Annotated in this window: 11 protein-coding genes; 3 read left to right on the plus strand and 8 right to left on the minus strand. The window is 71.3% G+C overall.

The window, feature by feature from the left end:
• Positions 1-53: 53 nt before the first annotated feature.
• Both ACFYXA_RS14975 and ACFYXA_RS14980 read left to right on the plus strand, forming a co-directional pair.
• Entirely contained in the window at positions 54-1,979 is a 1,926-nt protein-coding gene (locus ACFYXA_RS14975; protein ID WP_389032544.1) for a hypothetical protein, read from the plus strand.
• Between the two features lie 58 nt (positions 1,980-2,037).
• Positions 2,038-2,754 (plus strand): TetR/AcrR family transcriptional regulator, encoded by a 717-nt coding sequence (locus tag ACFYXA_RS14980; protein WP_352249926.1) that lies wholly within the window; start codon positions 2,038-2,040, stop codon positions 2,752-2,754.
• A gap of 4 nt (positions 2,755-2,758) precedes the next feature.
• Here the strand turns inward: ACFYXA_RS14980 and ACFYXA_RS14985 are convergent, their stop codons facing one another.
• The 8 genes from ACFYXA_RS14985 to ACFYXA_RS15020 form a co-directional block, all read right to left on the minus strand.
• Entirely contained in the window at positions 2,759-3,115 is a 357-nt protein-coding gene (locus ACFYXA_RS14985; RefSeq protein ID WP_389032549.1) for a 5-carboxymethyl-2-hydroxymuconate Delta-isomerase, read from the minus strand.
• Positions 3,116-3,173: 58 nt separating this feature from the next.
• Positions 3,174-4,796, minus strand: a complete 1,623-nt coding sequence (locus ACFYXA_RS14990) for a SpoIIE family protein phosphatase (RefSeq protein ID WP_389032552.1) — start codon at positions 4,794-4,796, stop codon at positions 3,174-3,176.
• 72 nt (positions 4,797-4,868) lie between these two features.
• Positions 4,869-10,265: a pullulanase-type alpha-1,6-glucosidase gene (gene pulA / locus ACFYXA_RS14995; protein WP_389032555.1), complete on the minus strand. Its 5,397-nt coding sequence runs from the start codon at positions 10,263-10,265 to the stop codon at positions 4,869-4,871.
• 116 nt (positions 10,266-10,381) lie between these two features.
• Positions 10,382-11,761, minus strand: a complete 1,380-nt coding sequence (locus tag ACFYXA_RS15000) for an alpha-amylase family protein (RefSeq protein WP_389032558.1) — start codon at positions 11,759-11,761, stop codon at positions 10,382-10,384.
• A gap of 154 nt (positions 11,762-11,915) precedes the next feature.
• The gene (locus tag ACFYXA_RS15005) at positions 11,916-13,580 is read right to left on the minus strand and encodes a glycoside hydrolase family 13 protein (protein WP_389032560.1); all 1,665 of its coding nucleotides are present in this window, start codon (positions 13,578-13,580) and stop codon (positions 11,916-11,918) included.
• A 156-nt stretch (positions 13,581-13,736) separates the two neighbouring features.
• Positions 13,737-14,648 carry an ABC transporter permease subunit gene (locus ACFYXA_RS15010; RefSeq protein WP_352249936.1) on the minus strand — a complete coding sequence of 304 codons (912 nt, stop codon included), beginning with the start codon at positions 14,646-14,648 and terminating at the stop codon, positions 13,737-13,739.
• A 13-nt stretch (positions 14,649-14,661) separates the two neighbouring features.
• Entirely contained in the window at positions 14,662-15,666 is a 1,005-nt protein-coding gene (locus ACFYXA_RS15015; RefSeq protein ID WP_389032563.1) for a carbohydrate ABC transporter permease, read from the minus strand.
• A 130-nt stretch (positions 15,667-15,796) separates the two neighbouring features.
• A complete protein-coding gene (locus ACFYXA_RS15020; protein ID WP_389032566.1) occupies positions 15,797-17,068 on the minus strand; it encodes an extracellular solute-binding protein in 1,272 nt (423 codons plus the stop codon).
• A 391-nt stretch (positions 17,069-17,459) separates the two neighbouring features.
• Here ACFYXA_RS15020 and ACFYXA_RS15025 point away from each other — a divergent pair, with 391 nt between their 5' ends.
• Positions 17,460-18,488 carry a LacI family DNA-binding transcriptional regulator gene (locus tag ACFYXA_RS15025; protein WP_352249942.1) on the plus strand — a complete coding sequence of 343 codons (1,029 nt, stop codon included), beginning with the start codon at positions 17,460-17,462 and terminating at the stop codon, positions 18,486-18,488.
• Positions 18,489-18,510 lie beyond the last annotated feature (22 nt).

An 18,510-nucleotide genomic window follows, 5' to 3' on the forward strand; every position in this document is an offset into this window, starting at 1 on the left:
GCGAAGCCGCTCGGCCCGTGTGACCATCCGTCGGCTCGCTCGTTGCCCTGGGCGTGCAGCCACAGGATGTCGTCCCGCGCCCCGTTTCCGGATCCGTCGCCGATCGGGTCGTCGACGTCGAGCAGGCCGAGGCCGCGCTCGTCGAGCACTATCCGCGTCTCGTCCGGATCGCCTACCTGGTGCTCTCCCCGGATCTCGGCCGCGGCCGGCGCGTCCTGACCGCGCACGCCCTCGCCCAGCGCGCCCTGCCCCGCCCCGGCGCCCCGGCCCCCGTCATCCCCGCCCAGTCCACCGCCCGCGACGGCGACGCCGGCTACGGCTACGTCCGGCTGCGCGTGCTGCGCTCGGCGCTGGAGGCCACTCTGCCGCTGAGGCAGCGGGCCCGCAGGTCCCGGCACGCGCTGGTGCCGCCGGTGCTGCCGATGGTGTGGGGGCTGCGTCTCTTCCCCCGTTCCGGCGGCGCCGAGGAACTCGCCCTGGACCAGTCGCTGGCCTCGCTGTCGGCCCCGGCCCGCGCCGCCTACGTGCTGCGGGGCCTTGAGCGACTCGACGACGCTGAGGTGCGCAGGGCGCTGACCGAGGCCGGGGTGGACGACGTGGACGCCGCGCTGGAAGCGGCCGGCGCCGTCCCCGCCCGGTACTCCCTGCTGGAGTCCCCCGAGTTCGACCCCTGCTCGCTCCAGGCCCGCCCCACCGACCTGATGCGCCGCCGCCGGCACACACGGGCCGCGCTCGCCGCCGCGGCCGCGCTCGCCGTGTGCGGCGCGCTGTTCGCGCTGCCCGACCGCGACTGGGGTCCCGACGGCGCCGCCGCCCCGCCGTACGCGCGCAACCCCGCGGCGGAGGCCGCCCTCGACCCGGGCCGGCTGGTCCGGGTCTCCCCCGTCGCCTGGAAGACCGCCACCCGCGCCGACTTCTCCGTGTGGCCCGCGCGCGGCGAGCTCACCGGGGACGACGCGTTGCTGCGCCGGGCGCTCGCCGTGTGGGCGCGCCCCGGTGACGCGGTCCGGGTCTCGGCGACGCCCGGCACTCCGGCCGGCGGCCCTTCCGGACCGCCCCAGCTGCTCTACGCGGGTGACGTCGGCGTCGCGCGCGTGGTGATCCTCTACGACGGTCTGCGCATCGCCCGCTACGCCGAGCCGGAGAACGGCACGGCCGGCGCCGTCCTCGACCTCGCGCGGGCGGACGGCGCGCTCGGCCCGGAGGCCGGGGCGGTGGTGCTGGACCGGGCCGACGGCAACGTCCGCTATCTGGCGGCCCCCTGGGTGCGCCAGGCGGCCGAGCGGGACCTGTCGAAGCCGGGCGCGGGGCTGATGAACCTGACGCTGACCCGCGGTGTCACCTCGCCTCTGGCGAGCCCCGCGACCCGCGCCGGGGCCTGCACCACCTGGAACGTGCTGCAACTGTCGGACGCGTCCGGCTCGTACCTGCTGAGCGACCTCGGCGAGATCCTGCCCGCCCGGATCACCGCCGGCCGGCCGGCCGCGCCGAAGGACGCGACGGGCGCGGAGGCGCTGCGCGCCTGGGCGCCGTTCGCCTGCTCGCTGGGCGAGGTGCGCGCGCAGGGCGTGCGGTCGGTCAACGCCTGGGCGTACGCGCGGCAGCCGCTGCCCGACGGGAGCGGCTCCGGCGGCTGGGTGTGCACGCGGGCGGAGACCTGGCGGGGCGACGGGACGCGGGCGCTGGCCCAGTTCCGCACGCCGGGCGGTCTGTTCGGGGCGGTCGTGGCGGCGGCCGGGGACGTGCCGGCGTGCGGTCCGCGCGACCCGCACGTCCTGGCGGGTGTGCTGTGGAAGTCCGAGGCCGGTTCCTGGTACCTCCTCGCGGCCGGTGACCGCGCGGCGGAGTCGGTGCGGGCGACCGGCGGGGTGCGCGGGGAGTCCGCCGGCAATCTGCTGGCCGTGCGGACGAAGCGGGGCGCGCGGGCTGATCTGGAGGGGACGTTGAAGGGCGGGCGGTCGGTCAGCGGACTGCGGTGACGAACGGCGTGAAAGGTCCGGTCCGTTCGCGTCCGGATTCGATCGGTAAGGTGGTCTTATGACTACCGGGGTCCGCCGCAGGATGGGTGTGGAGGAGCGTCGGCAGCAGTTGATCGGCGTCGCCCTCGAACTGTTCGCCCGTCGTTCGCCCGACGAGGTCTCCATCGACGAGATAGCCGCGACCGCCGGTATCTCCCGCCCTCTCGTCTACCACTACTTCCCCGGCAAACTCAGTCTGTACGAGGCCGCGTTGCAGCGGGCCGCGCAGGATCTGAGGAGCCGGTTCGCCGAGCCGCACGAAGGGCCGCTGGGGGCGCGGTTGCTGCGGGTGATGGGCCGGTTCTTCGACTTCGTCGACGCGCACGGTCCCGGTTTCTCCGCCCTGATGCGCGGCGGCCCGGCGGTCTCCGCCGCAGCAGCGGACACGATCAGTCATGTCTCGACCACGAACGCGCTCATCGACTCCGTGCGTCAGGCCGCCTACGAGGAGATCCTGTCGCATCTGGGCGTCTGTGATCCGCCCGCGCGTCTGGAGCTGGTCGTCCGCTCCTGGATCTCCCTGGCCGAGTCGACCGCGCTGCTGTGGCTGGACGGGCGGCGCATCCCGCGCGAGGAGCTGGAGGTGCAGCTCGTGCAGGACTTCGCCGCCCTCGCCGCGGTGAGCGCCGCCCACGACCCGCGGCTGCGTGAGCTGCTGCGGCCCGTCCTGGGCGACGAGCCGGCCGACGGCCCCTTCGGCACACTGGCGGCCGGGCTCATCGCTCTGGCGTCCTGACCGGTCAGGCGTCGTACTTGCGGTAGGAGGGGTCGAGGTCGCGGACCTCGGCGGAGGCGTGCACGGCCAGTGACCCGGCGGGCTTGACGTACTGGCGCAGCAGGTCCAGCACCACGTCGGTCAGCCGGGACCTGGTCTCCTCGCTGCGTCCGGCGAGCAGCCCGATGTGGACGTGGACGATGGCGTGCCCCTCGGTGTCGGGGCCGACGACGGCGTCCTCGGTGCGGCGGAACTGCGTCTTGCAGGCGGGCGGCTTGGCGGCCGCGATGTCGACGACGGCGGTGTGCAGCGCCCGGGCGAATCCGGGCCGGTCGAAGTCGTCGGCGAGCCGGTCGGAGTAGTCGACGGTGATCTGCGGCATGGGCACTCCTGTTCTGGGGTCGCGATCACCCTAGTGCGCCGGCGCTGGTGGGCCCCGCTCAGCCGGTGCGGCTCAGCGCCAGCATCGCGATGTCGTCGTCCCGGTCGTGGCCGAAGCAGCCGAGCAGGGTGTCGCACAGGGCGTCCAGGCCTGGCAGCGCGCCGGCCGCCGCGGCCCGCAGGTGCTCCATGGAGACGGCGAGGTCGATGCCTCGGGTCTCGATCAGACCGTCGGTGACCATGAGGAGCCGGTCGCCGGGCGCCAAGCGCAGTTCGGTGGGCGGCGGGTGGGGCACGCCGAGGCCCAGCAGAGGGCCGGCGGCCTTGACGTAGTCGGCGCCGCGGCCGTCGCGGACGACGAGCGGCGGGATGTGACCGGCGTTGGCGACGCGGGTCTCTCCGGTGCCGGGGTCGATCAGCGCCAGGCACACCGTCGCGGTGACCTCGGGGTGGTGGTGCTGGAGCATCCGGTCCAGGCGCTCGGCGAGCACGGCCGGGTCGCTCTCGTCGACGCAGTAGGCGCGCAGCGCGTGCCGGATCTCGACCATGACGGTGGCCGCCTCCAGCGAGTGCCCGACGACGTCGCCGACGGCGGTGAGCACGCCGTCGGCGGTGCGCTGGGCGGCGTAGAAGTCGCCGCCGATCTCGGTGTCCCGGGAGGCGGGCACGTAGCGGACGGCGATGTCGACGCCGGGCAGTTCGGGCAGCCGGTGCGGCTGGGGCAGGAAGCTGTGCTGGAGGGTGAGGGCGACGTGCCGCTCGACCTGGTACATGAGCAGCGGCTGGGCGGCGAGCGCGGCGGCCTGCGCGAGCCGGGCGGCCACCGCCTCCCGCTCGGGGTCGACCCTGCGCACCTCACGGGTGGGTGTGGCGAGGCACACCGACGCCCTGCCGTCCTGGGTGGGCACCAGCACCAGGCGGGCGTCGTGCTGGAGGCCGGGCCGGAAGAAGCCGGCCGGCCACAGCGGGGCGGGCACGGTGGTGATCTGCACCCCGGCCTGTCCGCGGGTGAGCCGGCGCAGCAGCGCGGCCACGGTGCGGTGGGCGTCCGCGTCGGGCAGCGCGAGGGAGGTGCGGTCGCGGGAGGCACCGCGGTAGAGCTCGTCGTCCGGGGCGAGGACGAAGACGGCGGCGGGTCCGCCGGTGAGCCGCCCGGCGCCCTCGGCGGCGGCGTCGGCGAGTTCCTGGAGGGAGCGCGCCGACTGCACGGTGACGATGGTCTCCGACAGCAGGGACAGTCTGCGGGCCAGCGCCTGGTCGCCGGCCCGCAGCCGGGCGGCGCGCACGGCGGCCCGGACGACGGCGGCGATCTCCTCGGGTTCGGCGGGCATCGTCAGATAGGCCTCGCCGCCCGCGTCCAGTCCCTGGCAGCGGTCGCCGGAGGCGAGGGCGGCGGCCGAGAAGTGCACGACGGGTAATCCGGCCATGTGCGGGCGGGCCTTGAGCCGGCGGCACAGGTCGAAGCCGCTCATGTCGGGCAGGCCCACGTCGACCAGCGCCACGTCGGGCAGGGCGCCACGGCGCAGCCGCACGTCGAGTTCGACGAGCGCCTCCCGGCCGCTGGCCACGGGGACGACCTGGTGGCCGGCGCGGCGCAGCAGCGCGCCCATGGCGAACCGGCTGGCCGGCACATCGTCCACGACCAGGACGGTCGCGTCGGTCCGCTTGCCGTCGACGTCCAAATGTCAGCCCTCGGGCACCCCTTGGTGGAGCGGACCGCGTCCGTGGCCCGCTCCACCAAGGTAAGCCCTTGTTCAGCGTGTGCGGGAGAAGACCGCCACGGTCCTGCCCGGAACGGCGAACGTGCCCGATTCCGCTTGGTATGTCGAGGACTTGACTGTAGGGTCCGCGCCCGCCGCCTGCACCGGGTGCAGGCGGTAGCCGGTCCCGGCCGCCACCGCGAGTCGCTGCTCCTGGGTGGTCGGCGTGGCGTTGAAGACGACGACCAGGTCACCGAGGCGCATGGTGATCACGCCGGGCGTCTCGTCCTTCCCCGACAGCGGGAAGGAGAGCCGGGACTGCACCCGCTCGGCCGTGCCGAGGGAGAAGTCCTTCTCCGTCGTACGGATCCGCAGCAGGTCGCGGTAGGCCGCAGAGGCCCCCTCGATCTGCGGGCAGCCCACCGAGACGGTGCCGAGCAACGGCTTGGCATACGGCCACTTGGACGCGTTGTCGGCGGCCATCGGCAGCCCGCGCCCGAAGCCGTTGCCGTCCCGGCAGTCCCAGTGGATCGCGTTGAACCAGTCACCGCTGTCGAAGGAGTTGCGGTCCAGGGACTTGGAGCGCAGCAGGTCCGTGCCCGCCTGGGACAGGGAGGGCCCCTGCGAGAGGGTCGCCGTGGCCATGGCGAGGACCTGCATCCGGGCCCGGTCGGACGCGCTCACCGACGGGGGCAGTTTGTAGGCCAGCGCGTCGAACAGCGACTCGTTGTCGTGCGCGTCGGCGTAGGCGAGGGCGTCGCCGGGAGCGTCCGCGTACCCGGCGGGGGCACCGTTGTAGTCGACGTCGGCACCGGTGACCTCCGTGCCGTCCGCGCCGGCGAAGCGGTAGCGGGCCAGGTTGCCGGTCAGGCCCACCTTGATGAGGTCCTGGTAGTGCAGCAGCCGGGCCTTCTGCTCGTCCGGAGTGCCGTTGTGCGCCGAGGAGTTGGGCTCGGTGTACAGCCCCGAGGCGAAGCCCTGGACGCCGGGGTCCTCGTCGAAGGGGCCGCCGCCGCGCACCGCGTCCCGGGCGCGGTCGGAGAAGGTGGCGACGCCGGTGCCGGCCATGTTCTTCTGGGTGGCCTGGACGAAGCGGGCGTCGTCGGCGACCTCGCCGAAGTTCCAGCCCTCGCCGTAGAGGATGATCTTCTTGCCGTCGACTCCGTCCCTGTCCACGGTCAGCGCGTCGAGGGCCTTGCGGACCGCGAGGATGTTGGCCTTCGGGTGGTGGCCCATGAGGTCGAAGCGGAAGCCGTCGACCTTGTACTCCCTGGCCCAGGTGACGACCGAGTCGACGACCAGCTTGCCCATCATGGCGTTCTCGGTGGCGGTGTTGGCGCAGCAGGTGCTGTTCGCCACCGAGCCGTCGGCGAGGAGCCGCTGGTAGTAGCCGGGCACGATCCGGTCGAGGACGCTGGTGTCCGCCTGGCCGCTCGCCGCGGTGTGGTTGTAGACGACGTCCATGACGACCCGCAGGCCGTCCTCGTTCAGCGCCTTCACCATCCTGCGGAACTCGACGGTGCGCGCCGTGCCGTCCGGGTCGGTGGCGTAGGAGCCCTCGGGGACCGTGTAGTGGTAGGGGTCGTAGCCCCAGTTGTAGGCGTCCTTCGCGGCGGTCTTCCCGACGCACGCCTGCTGCCGGTCGGAGTCGGCCGGGTAGGAGGCGAGATCGCAGTCCGGTGTCGCCTGGTCGGCCTTCCGCTCGGGGATGGTGGCGATGTCGAACGCGGGCAGCAGGTGGACGTAGGAGGTGCCCGCCTTCGCCAGCTCCCGCAGGTGCTTCGAACCGGCGCTCTCCTTGTCGGCGAAGGCCAGGTAGGTGCCGGGGTGCCGAGCCGTCCGGTCCGCGACGGAGAAGTCCCGGATGTGCAGTTCCTGGATCTGGGCGTCCCGCAGCGGTACAGCCCGGGGCTTGCGCAGGGCGGCCCAGCCGCCGGGGGCGAGGGACTTGTCGCCGAGGTCCACGACGAGGCTGCGCCCGGAGTTCGCGGTGAGGGCGAGCGAGTACGGGTCGGTGACCTTGTTGGTGACGATCTGGCGGACGCTGGGCGCCCAGACCCGGACGACGTACCGGTACGGCTTGTTCTTCCAGGACGCGGGGCCGGTGACGGACCAGACGCCGGTGGTGTCGTCGCGCCGCATCGGCACCGTGGAGCCGTCGAGCTCCAGGGCGACGCTCTGTGCCGTCGGCGCCCAGACGGCCAGCGTCGGACGGCCGTGGCGGAACGTCGGCCCGAGCTCCGCCTTCGTCGCCCCGGGGTACAGGTCGTCGAGCACGCCGGCGATCTGCACGCCGGTCGCCGCGAGCACCGCGCTGTTCACGGCCCGCTGGGAGGCGACGAGCTGGCCGCTGAGCGCCTCGCGCACCCGGTCGCGGTCGCGCGGGTCGACGGACCACACGGTGTAGTCCTTCAAGTGCGGGAACTTCGCTTTCTGGGCGTCGGTGAGGGTGGTCCTGGACAGCCGCAGCCAGCGCTCGTCGTCGCTGGTCAGCGCCCCGTCCTTCACCTCGATCGAGCCGTCGCGGGAGTACAGCAGCTGGGTGGAGGCGGCCGCGTCGGAGCCGTTCCAGGCGACGGTGTGCCGGTCGATCCAGACCGCCTTGGAGGTGGTCAGGTCGAGGGCGGCCGCGCTGCCCGCGGGCTGCGGCAGCAGGTACTTCTCCTGGCCGTTCAACAGCCACACCTCGTGGCCGTTCGCCGTGAGGTCCAGCGACTGGTCGGCGGGCAGGTCCTTCTCGTCGCCCTTGTGGATGATGTAGCTGAGACTGGTGGCACCCTCGGTGAGCGGCACCTCGAAGACCGCGCCATAGGGGTCAGTCTTCACCGGCTTCAGGGGGTTCGACCAGTCGGTGGGGTGTGCGGCGCCCGTCCAGACGTGCAGCCCCCAGCCGTCGTGGTTCCCGTCGGCGCGGTGGTAGTGCAGGACGGCCTTGGACTTGTCCTGCGCGGGGTACTCGGGACGCTCGGTCCGTACGGTCTCCTTGCCCTGCTCGATCCACACCTCACCCGTCTTGGTGACGTCGATCGTGCGGTCGGCGGAGACGTCCTTGTTCCCCTGCTTGTCGATGACGAGGAAGCCGACGTTCGACGCGCCCGGCTTCAGCCTGACGTAGGCGAAGGCGCCGTAGGCGTCCCGGCCGGCGAAGGGGTGGCTGTCGGGCCAGTTCGTGGACTCGCCGTCGGCGAGGTCGCCCCAGGCGTACAGGCCCCAGTCGGCGTAGTCGCCGTCGGTGCGCTTGTAGTGGACGATCGCGTGGTCGCGGGAGGAGGCGGTGGGGGGCTCGGGGGCGGGCGGGGTGCCGGTGGTGCTGCCGGCGGTCGCGCTCGACGTCCGCCCGGCCGAGTCGATCACGACCGCCTTGTAGCGCAGGGCGGTCCCCGGCGGTACGTCCTTGCCGATGACCTGCCTGACCTTGTACGGGGCGTGGTCGGCGGAGCCGAGGGTGTGCCATGCGCCGTTGCCGACCTGGGCGGCGAAGACGACCCGGTTGAGCTGCCCGCCCTCGACGTCGGCGCCCAGTTCGACGGTGCCGGTGGCGCCGGTGGCAGGGGCGTCGAGGGTGATGACCGGCTTGGTCGCGGGCCTGGCGAGCCTGCCCGCCGCCTTGAGGACGATCGCCGAGCCGGCCGGGACGCGGACGGTGAGCTTCTTGTCGGCGCCGGACGTCAGCGTGTCCTTGCTGCCGTAGACGCCTCGGAACGCCATGTCCGCCGAACCGGTCGCGAAGGTCGCCGACTTCGCGTCGTCGGCGTTGTTGAAGGCGACGACGTAGTCGGTGCCGGTCTTCGCGTCGGTGCGGGAGAAGGCGTAGACGCCCGGGCCGTCCGCCGCGTAGCGCTCGGTCTGGACGCCGTCCGTGAGGGCCGGGTTGGCCTTGCGCAGCTCGGCCAGGGCCGCGATCTGCCGGTAGAGCGGTGCGTGCGTGTCGTAGGCGGCGCTCGCGTGGGTGCGGTCGGTGCCGAGCTGGTCGTCGTCGAGGTAGTCGGCGGTCTTCGACGCGAACATCGTCTGGCGGGCGTCCTTGTCGCCGCCGGCGCCGGTGAAGCCCTGCTCGTCGCCGTAGTAGACGACCGGGTTGCCGCGGCTGAGGAACATCAGCTCGTTGGCGAGCCGGTCCTTCCCGAGCAGTTCGGCGTCGGTGGCCTTCGGGTCGTCCTGCTTCAGGAAGTGGCCGATGCGGCCCATGTCGTGGTTGCCGAGGAAGGTGACCTGCTCGTAGGCGTTGGCCTTGTCGGTCGTGTACTTGTAGTCGTCGCCGAAGACGGAGGCGAGCTCTCGCGCGCTGCCGCCCTGGGAGGCGTACTGCCGTGCCGCCTCCTGGAAGGGGAAGTCGAGCGTGGCGTCGAGGCGGCCCTGGGTGACGTACGGGGACGTGATGTCCGTGTCGGCGGAGTAGACCTCGCCGAACATGAAGAAGTCGTCGCGTCCGTGCCGGGCCGCGTAGGCGTCCAGAGCGGTCGCCCACTGGGTCCAGAACTCCATGTTCACGTGCTTCACGGTGTCGATCCGGAAGCCGTCGATGTCGAAGTCCCGCACCCACCGCTGGTAGATCTTCTCCATGCCGCTGACGACCTCGGGACGTTCGGTCCACAGGTCGTCGAGGCCGGAGAAGTCGCCGTGGGTGGAGCTCTCACCGGCGAAGGTGGAGTCGCCGCGATTGTGGTACATCGTCGGGTCGTTGAGCCACGACGGCACCTTGTTCTTCCTGGTGACGACCGGGGTGCGCGGGAAGGAGTCCCGGTCGACGGCGGGGAAGGCGCGCCGCCCGTCCGCGTAGTCGGCGTCGTCGAAGGGCTGTCCGTCCTTCGTCAGGTACGGGAAGGCGCCCTTGGAGAGGTAGTCGTAGGACTTCTCCTCGTAGTCGACGACGTCCGCCGTGTGGTTGGTGATGACGTCGAAGAAGACCTTCATGCCCTTGTCGTGGGCCTTGTCGATGAGGGTCTCGAGGTCCTTGTTCGTGCCGAAGTGCGGGTCGACCTGGGTGAAGTCCGTGATCCAGTACCCGTGGTAGCCGGCCGAGGCGTTGGCCCCGGTGCCCTGCACCGGACGGTTCTTGAAGATCGGGGCCATCCAGATGGCGGTGGTGCCGAGGCCCTTGATGTAGTCGAGTTTCCCGGTCAGGCCCTTGAGGTCGCCGCCCTGGTAGAAGCCCTTGTCGGTGGGGTCGTAGCCGGTGGCGAGGCGCGAACCGGTCAGGCCGCCCTTGTCGTTGGCGGTGTCACCGTTGGCGAACCGGTCCGGCAGGACGAAGTAGAACTGCTCGCGCGTGTCGTCGTGCCGGGCGGGCTGGGCGGCGAGCCGTGCGTCGGACGGCGGGGCGGGCGGGGTCTCGGCCCGGGCGGCGAGGGGCTGGACGAGCGCTGCGGCCAGCGCGGTCGCGGTGACCGCAGCGACCCGTCCGGCACGGGCGGTTGGGCGCCTGGACGGCACCGGCCATCTCGGTATCACTGACGTGGACTCCTTGCATGACGGCTCTTGTGGGTCCGACCCCGCGCGACCGTATCGCCGCCGAAACACTTACAGCAAGAGTCCTGAAACAATGGGAAAGAACTTTCAGAGATCGCTCAACAGCTGCCCCTGCCCGCGTGGATGGCCAGGGCGGTGTCGGGGCCCAGGGTCGCCGTGAACCGGCCGCCGGAGTTCACGCTCACCGTGGTGTTGTTCTGGACGTTGCAGTACGTCCCCGCAGGCAGCGACGTCTGGTAGGTGCGGGTCAGTGAGCCCGACTCGTGGTTGACGGCCACGAAGCCCTTGGCGCCCCGCCCGAAGGCGATGGCGTCGCCGCCGTTGTCCCACCAGTCGGTGACCGGCTCGCCGCGGGTGGCGTTGCGGAAGGCGACCATGCGCAGGATCTCCGGCCAGGCGTGCTGGCACTTCCAGCCGTCCTGCCAGCAGGCGTTGACCGTGCCGCCGTTGGGCGGCCCCGCGTCCGCGTCCGACCACTCGTAGCCGGAGTTGACGTCGGGCGCGCCGTAGGGCCAGGCGAGCATGAAGACGTTGGCCAGGGTGTAGGCGGCGTTGTCCTTGTAGCTGAGCGTGGAGCCGTTGCGCTCGGTGTCGTGGTTGTCGACGAAGACGCCGGCCGCCGAGCTCTTCATGTAGCCCCAGCCCTCGCCGTAGTTCTTCAGGTAGGCGAGGTTCTCGTTGCGGAAGACGCGCTTGAGGTCGTAGGCGTAGCGGAACTCCTGGACGTCCCCGTTGCCCGCGTACTCGGTGGGCTGCACGGCCTCTCCGCTGCCGTGGATGACCTCCTGTTTCCAGTAGGCGTTCGGGTTGGTCAGCCTGGACTTGACGGCGGCGAGGTCGGCGGAGTCGACGTGCTTGGCCGCGTCGATGCGGAAGCCGTCGACGCCGAGGGTGAGCAGGTCGTTCAGGTAACCGGCGACGGTGTTGCGGACGTAGTCCTCGCCGGTGTCGAGGTCGGCGAGGCCGACGAGTTCGCAGTGCTGGACGTTCCAGCGGTCCTGGTAGTTGGTCACCTGGGACGTGCAGTCGTCGAAGTCGTAGGAGGAGTACAGGCCCGGATAGTCGTACTTGGTGTACGACGAGCCGCCGGTGCCGGTGCCGCCGCCCGCCGCCATGTGGTTGACGACGGTGTCGACGACGACCTTCACACCGGCCGCGTGGCAGGTGTCCACCATGGCCTTGAAGGCCGTGCGGTCACCGAGCCGGCCCGCGATCCGGTAGCTCACCGGCTGGTAGGACGTCCACCACTGGGAGCCCTGGATGTGCTCGGCGGGCGGCGAGACCTGGACGTAGCCGTAGCCCGCCGGGCCGAGGGTGCTGGTGCACTCCTTCGCGACCGAGGCGAACTTCCACTCGAAGAGGACGGCGGTGACGTCCTTGGCGCCGGGCGGGGAGGCGTGTGCGGTGGTGGCGGGCGCGACGAGGGCCGCGGCGGTGGCGGCGAGCGCGGTCGCGGTGACGGACCATCTCGATATCACGGGCGTGTACTCCTTGCGACGACGGCCAGGCGTCTTTGCCTGGCGCCGCGCGAACGTACCGCCGTGAAAGGTTTACAGCAATAGAGTTGAAACTCTGAGTAAACATTTTCACGGGGGACCGCCGAAGCGATCCCCCGTGAGACGTGACCGGCTGTCAGGCCGTCGTCCACCACACCGTGGTGTCCGCCGGGATCTTCGTCTCGCCGTCCGTCTCGGCGATCTCGCCGCTGGCGAGGAGGAGGCGGCCGTGGGCGGGGGTCGTCACCGACTCGCCGCCGGTGTTGGCGACGCACACGAACTCCCCGCGCCGGAATGCCAGAACGCCCTCCGGAGCCTTCAGCCACTCCACCGAGTCGCCCGCGCCGAGGTCGGGCTGCTCACGGCGGACGGCGAGCGCGGCGCGGTAGAGCTCGAGAGTGGAGCCGGCCGCTCCCGTCTGCGCCTCGATGCTCAGCTCCCCCCAGCTCTGCGGCTGGGGCAGCCAACTGCCGCCGCTGCCGAAGCCGTACGACGATCCCGTGCGGGTCCACGGGATCGGCACCCGGCAGCCGTCACGGAAGCCGTCCTGGCCGGCGCCACGGAAGTACGCCGGGTCCTGGCGCACCTCGTCGGGCAGGTCGACGACGTCCGGGAGGCCCAGCTCCTCGCCCTGGTAGATGTACGCCGAGCCGGGCAGCGCCAGCATGAGCAGGGTGGCCGCCCGGGCGCGCCGGAGGCCCAGCTCGCGGTCGCCGGCGAGGCGGATCTGGGTGCCGAGGCCGGGCGGGTTGGCGAAGCGGGTGGCGTGCCGGGTGACGTCGTGGTTGGACAGCACCCAGGTGGCGGGGGCGCCGACGGGCCGCATGGCCTCCAGGGTGAGGTCGACGACCTTGCGCAGCTCCTTCGCGTCCCAGTCGGTGCTCAGGTACTGGAAGTTGAAGGCCTGGTGCAGTTCGTCGGGGCGGACGTAGTTCGCGGTGCGCTCGACGGTCGGGGTCCACGCCTCGGCGACGAAGATACGTTCGCCCGCATACTCGTCGAGGACCTCGCGCCACTGCCGGTAGATCTCGTGGACGCCGTCCTGGTCGAAGAACGGCATGACGTCGTTGCCCAGCAGCTTGAGCTGGTCGTGGGATCCAAGGTCGGGGAGGCCCTCCGCCTTCACCAGTCCGTGTGCCACATCGATGCGGAAACCGTCCACGCCCATGTCGAGCCAGAACCGCAGGATCGAACGGAACTCGTCGCCGACCGCTGGGTGTTCCCAGTTGAAGTCGGGCTGCTCGGGCGCGAAGAGGTGCAGGTACCACTCGCCGTCCTCGACGCGTGTCCAGGCGGGCCCGCCGAAGATGGACTCCCAGTCGTTGGGCGGGAGTTCGCCGTTCTTCCCGGTGCCGGGGCGGAAGTGGTAGCGCTCCCGCAGGGGTGAGCCGGGTCCCTCGGCGACGGCGCGCCGGAACCACTCGTGCTGGTCGGAGGAGTGGTTGGGCACCAGGTCGACGATGATCCTGAGGCCCAGTTCGTGGGCGTCGCGGATCAGCGCGTCGGCGTCGAGGAGGTTGCCGAACATGGGGTCGACGGCCCGGTAGTCGGCCACGTCGTAGCCGGCGTCGGCCTGGGGGGAGGCGTAGAAGGGGCTGAGCCACACGGCGTCCACGCCGAGGTCGCGCAGGTACGGGAGGCGGGATCGTACGCCTTCCAGGTCCCCCATGCCGTCGCCGTTGCTGTCGGCGAAGCTGCGCGGATAGACCTGGTAGATCACCGCGTCACGCCACCAGTCGCGGCGCTTGGCGACGGTGGCGACGGCGGAGTTCGGTGCCGGGTCGGCGGAGTGCTGGCTCATGGTGTCCTTGGTAGGTAACGGAGTCGCGGTCACGGTCGGTGCTCGGGGTTTCGGCGGCGGGTGACGAGGCGGCCGCGGTGCCTGCGGGGTCGGAAGGGCACCGCGGCCGCCGCCCGCGCGGCGGGGCGCGCGGGAGTCGTTCTCACGGCCGGGGCGTCAGCCCTTCGTGCCGCCGGCGGTGAGGCCGGTCACCAGGTTCTTCTGGACAAGGTAGAAGAAGACGGAGACGGGTATCGCGATCAGCACGGCGGTGGCGGCCATCAGGTTGCGCTGGGCGTCGTGCTCGCTGACGAAGCTCTGCAGGCCGACGGCGAAGGTGTACTTGGAGTCGGACAGCATGAACGTCGAGGCGAAGGCGACCTCGCCGAAGGCGGTGAGGAAGTTGTAGAAGGCGGCGACGGCGAGGCCGGGCCTGGCCAGCGGCAGGACCAGCCGCAGGAAGGCGCCGAAGGGGCTGAGTCCGTCGACGCGTCCGGCCTCGTCGATCTCGAACGGGATGGTGTCGAAGTAGCCCTTGAGCAGCCAGGCGCTGTAGGGGACGACGGTGGTGCAGTTGACGAGGATCAGTCCGAGGTAGGTGTCGATGAGCTGCAGCTCCGACATGATCTGGTACATCGGCACGATCAGGACGGCGACCGGGAACATCTGGGTGACGAGCAGGACCCACATGAACTTCTTGTAGCCCGGGAAGCGCATCCGGGAGACGGCGTAGCCGCTGGTGGCGGCGATGATCACGCCGATGGCGGTGGTGCCGAGGACGACGACGAGCGTGCTGCGCAGCCAGTCGAAGAACGCGGTGTGCTCCAGGACGAACGTGTAGTTGTCGAGCGTCGCCTTGCGCCAGATCCCGCCGGGGTGCAGGTAGTCGTCCTTGTCCGGGCCGAGGGAGAGGAAGATCAGCCAGGCGACCGGGAAGAAGGCGACGAGGCTCGCCGCGACGAGGACGCCGTGGGTGGCGAGGGTGGCGAGGGGGCCGCGCCGGCCGCGGCGGCGGACGGCGCCCGCCGGGGCGGTCCCGGCGGGCCGGTCGGTCGTCGCGACGGAGGTGGGGGCGGTGCTGGTGCTCATGGGGGCTCCTGCCTCAGATCGCGAGCTGCTCGTCGTTGCGGCTCAGCCAGCGGCGGTAGAAGGAGGTGAAGACGATCAGGACGGCCAGCAGCAGGATGCCGTAGGCGGCCGACTGGGCGAAGTCGCGCGGCTGCTGTCCGAAGCCGAGGTAGTACGCCCAGGTGACGAGGATCTGCGCGTCCGGGGCGGTGTCGCCGAACAGCAGGAAGATGATGGCGAACTGGTTGAACGTCCAGATGACGCCGAGGAGGACGACCGTGGAGCTGACGGACCTCAGGCCGGGCAGGGTGACGTACCGGAACCGCTGCCAGGCGTCGGCCCCGTCCATCTCGGCCGCCTCGTAGAGCGAGGAGTCGATGGACTGGAGGCCGCCGAGCAGCGAGAGCATCATGAACGGCACACCGCACCAGGTGTTGACCATGATCGCGGCGAACCGCTGCCAGAAGGTGTCCTCCAGCCACAGCGGCGAGGGCAGGTGCAGGGCGTCCAGCGCGGCGTTGACGACGCCGCCGTCGGCGAGCATGAAGCGCCAGCCGAAGACGGTGACGAACGTGGGGACGGCCCAGGGCAGCACGAGGATCATGCGGTAGAGGGTGCGGCCGCGGAACTCGCGGTTGAGCAGCAGCGCGAGGCCGAGTCCGATGAAGTAGTGCAGGGTGACGCAGAGCGCGGTCCAGGCGATGGTCCACAGGAAGTGCGACCAGAAGCGGTCGTAGGCCGTCGGGCCCCACAGGATGTCGGCGTAGTTGTCGAGGCCGATGAACTTGTAGGTGGCCTCGATCTCGTTGACGCCGATGGTGCGGGCCGTGTTGAGGCTGTCGGCGTCGGTGAGGGTGAGGTAGAAGCCGTAGGCGAGGGGGTAGAGCACGAGGACGCCGAGGACGATCGCCACCGGGGCGATCATCGCGTAGGCGTACCAGTGCTTCTGATAGGCCTGCATCAGGCGCCGGCCCGGCCCGGGCCGCGGGTCTCGCTCACCGCGCCGCTTGCCGGTCGCTCGGTCGATGGCGACTGTCATGGTTCGACACCTTCTGGGGGATCAGGGGGTGGGCCGGGCGGGCTCGGGGCCGCCGGGCCCTCCCCGAGGGAGGTCCGGCGGCCGGGTGTGCCCGTGGTGTGGCCGGCGTCCAGGGCGGCCACGGCGGGGCTCACTTGCCGAAGTCGGGCACCAGCTTGGCGATGGCCGTCTCGGCGTTGCCGAGGCCCTCGTCGAGGGTCTCCTTGCCGCCTGCGATCTTGGGCAGCTCGCTGTCGAGCGGGCCCCACAGGGAGCTGTACTCCGGCAGCGCGGGGCGCGGCCGGGCGGCGGACAGGACGGCGCCGTAGCCGGCGATGCCCGGGTCGGCCTTGACCTGGTCGGTGTAGGCGTCGTCGCGGGTGGGCAGCGTGGAGTTCTTCTGTGCGACGGTCGCCTGGGACTTCGCGGAGGTCATGAAGTTGAGGAACTTCAGCGCGGCCTTCTGGTGGGCGGCGTCGGAGCCGGCGTAGACCGACAGGTTGTGGCCGCCGGTCGGGGCGCCCGCCTTGCCGGTGGAGCCGGCCGGGACGGGGGCGATGCCCAGGTTGGCCTTGTCCTTGAACGCCGAGCCCTTGTAGAAGTTGGTGATCTCCCAGGGGCCCTGGACGATCGCGGCGACCTTGCCGTTGACGAAGGCGTCCTGGATGTGGGCGTAGGCGTCGGCGGTGGTGTCGGCCTTGTGCAGGCCCTTGCCGTCGAAGAGGCCGAGCCAGGTGCCGTACGCCTTCTTCGCGGCCGGCGAGTTGACGGTGACCTTCTTGGCGTCGACGTCGACGGTGTCGGCGCCCTCGCCGTGGAGGAAGGACTGGGCGTAGTAGGCCTGGGTGGAGCCCCAGTAGCCGTCGACGCCGGTCTTGTCCTTGACGGTGGCGGCGGCCGTCTTCAGCTCGTCCCAGGTCTTCGGGGCGGCGGTGAGGCCGGCCTTGGCGAAGAGCTGCTTGTTGTAGACGAGCGCGAGCGTGTCGGTGACGATCGGCACGCCGTAGGTCTTGCCCTCGTACTGGGCCTGCTGGATCAGGTTGGGCTTGAACTTCGCCTGGTCCGCGAGGGCCTCGGTGCCGTCCAGCGGCAGGAAGAAGCCCTTCTTGGCGAAGGCGGGGGTCCAGCCGACCTCCGAGCGCAGCACGTCCGGGGCGCCCTTGGAGCCGGCGGCGGTGTCGAACTTGTTCTGCGCCTGGTCGAAGGGGACGTTGACGTACTTGACCTTGATGTCCTTGTTGGCGGCCTCGAACTCCTTGACCAGGGCCTGGTACGTCGGCGCCTCGTTGGTGGCGTTGGAGGTGTCCCACCAGGTGATGGTGACCGGGCCGCCGGCCGAGTCGCCGCTGTCGCTCCCGCCGCACGCCGTCGCCGCGAGGGCGAGGGACGCCACCAGCGCGCTGGCCGCTATGCCACGCCGCATTGAGTTCTCCTTGAGGGTAAGGCCCGAGTAGCCACAGGGGGCGGTCCCGTCCGCGCCCCTGTCGACTTGCCGACTTGCCGACTGCGCCGTTGCGGCGGCCGCCGGGCGACGTGAACGTAACAGCGTTGTAAGCGTCGCGAAAGACCTTGCAGCAAAAAAGCGCAAGACGGCTTCGAAGTTATCCGGGCGTGACCTCTCGGCGACCGTCATGAGACGCTTGTTCACAAGGGTCGAGCGCTATACGGACGCCCCTGCAAGGTTCTGCAAACCCTTGCTTTCACTTTCCAGAGGGAGCGCGATGACACAGCAGCCCGGGCCCGGCCGTTCGACCGGTCGGCCACTGCGGCCGTCCGGTGCGCCGGGTGTCGCCCGGCGGGTACAGTCCAGCCCTGTGACCACACGGCTTGCCGACATCGCAGCGCAGGCGGGGGTGAGCGAAGCGACCGTCAGCCGGGTGCTCAACGGCAAGCCCGGCGTCGCCGCCACCACCCGTGAGTCCGTGCTCGCCGCCCTCGACGTGCTGGGCTACGAGCGCCCCGTCCGGCTGCGGCAGCGCAGCGCGGGCCTCGTCGGCCTCATCACGCCGGAGCTGGAGAACCCGATCTTCCCGGCGCTGGCCCAGGTCATCGGCCAGGCCCTCACCCGCCAGGGCTACACGCCGGTCCTCGCCACCCAGACCCCGGGCGGCTCCACCGAGGACGAGCTGACCGAGATGCTGGTCGACCGCGGCGTCGCCGGCATCATCTACGTATCGGGACTGCACGCGGACACCACGGCCGACATGCAGCGCTACGAGCAACTGCGCGCACAGGGCGTTCCCTTCGTCCTGGTCGACGGGTTCTCGCCGAAGGTGCAGGCCCCCTTCATCTCCCCCGACGACCGCGCGGCGATGATCCTCGCGGTCACCCATCTGGTCTCCCTCGGCCACACCCGCATCGGCCTCGCCCTCGGCCCGAAGCGCTTCGTCCCCGTGCAGCGCAAGATCGAGGGCTTCGTCCGCGCCGTGCAGGACCAGTTGGGCATCAGCCCCGAGACCATCGAGTCGGAGCTGGTCCAGCACTCCCTGTACACCCTGGAGGGCGGCCAGGCGGCCGCCGCCGCCCTGCTGGAGAGGGACTGCACGGCCGTGGTCTGCGCCAGCGACATGATGGCCCTGGGCGCGATCCGGGCGGTCCGCCAGCGGGGACTCGACGTCCCCAAGGACGTCTCCGTGGTCGGTTTCGACGACTCCCCGCTGATCGCCTTCACCGACCCGCCCCTGACGACCATCCGCAAGCCGGTGCCCGCGATGGGCCAGGCAGCCGTGCGCACGCTCCTGGAGGAGATCGGCGGCACACCCGCCCCGCACAGCGAGTTCGTGTTCATGCCCGAACTGGTCGTCCGCGGCTCCACCGCCTCCGGAGACCGCAACCGCGCGTGAACTCTCCCCTCGGCATGCGGGT

The sequence above is a fragment of the Streptomyces sp. NPDC002566 genome (assembly GCF_042889585.1).
In the GTDB taxonomy this organism is placed as follows: Bacteria; Actinomycetota; Actinomycetes; order Streptomycetales; family Streptomycetaceae; genus Streptomyces.

Bases quoted from the DNA above. Each gene is read 5' to 3' on its own strand.
- ACFYXA_RS14980 (WP_352249926.1), top strand. From the start codon at position 2,038: ATGACTACCGGGGTCCGCCGCAGGATGGGTGTGGAGGAGCGTCGGCAG.
- ACFYXA_RS14985 (WP_389032549.1), bottom strand. From the start codon at position 3,115: ATGCCGCAGATCACCGTCGACTACTCCGACCGGCTCGCCGACGACTTC.
- ACFYXA_RS15005 (WP_389032560.1), bottom strand. From the start codon at position 13,580: ATGAGCCAGCACTCCGCCGACCCGGCACCGAACTCCGCCGTCGCCACC.
- ACFYXA_RS15010 (WP_352249936.1), bottom strand. From the start codon at position 14,648: ATGAGCACCAGCACCGCCCCCACCTCCGTCGCGACGACCGACCGGCCC.
- ACFYXA_RS15015 (WP_389032563.1), bottom strand. From the start codon at position 15,666: ATGACAGTCGCCATCGACCGAGCGACCGGCAAGCGGCGCGGTGAGCGA.
- ACFYXA_RS15020 (WP_389032566.1), bottom strand. From the start codon at position 17,068: ATGCGGCGTGGCATAGCGGCCAGCGCGCTGGTGGCGTCCCTCGCCCTC.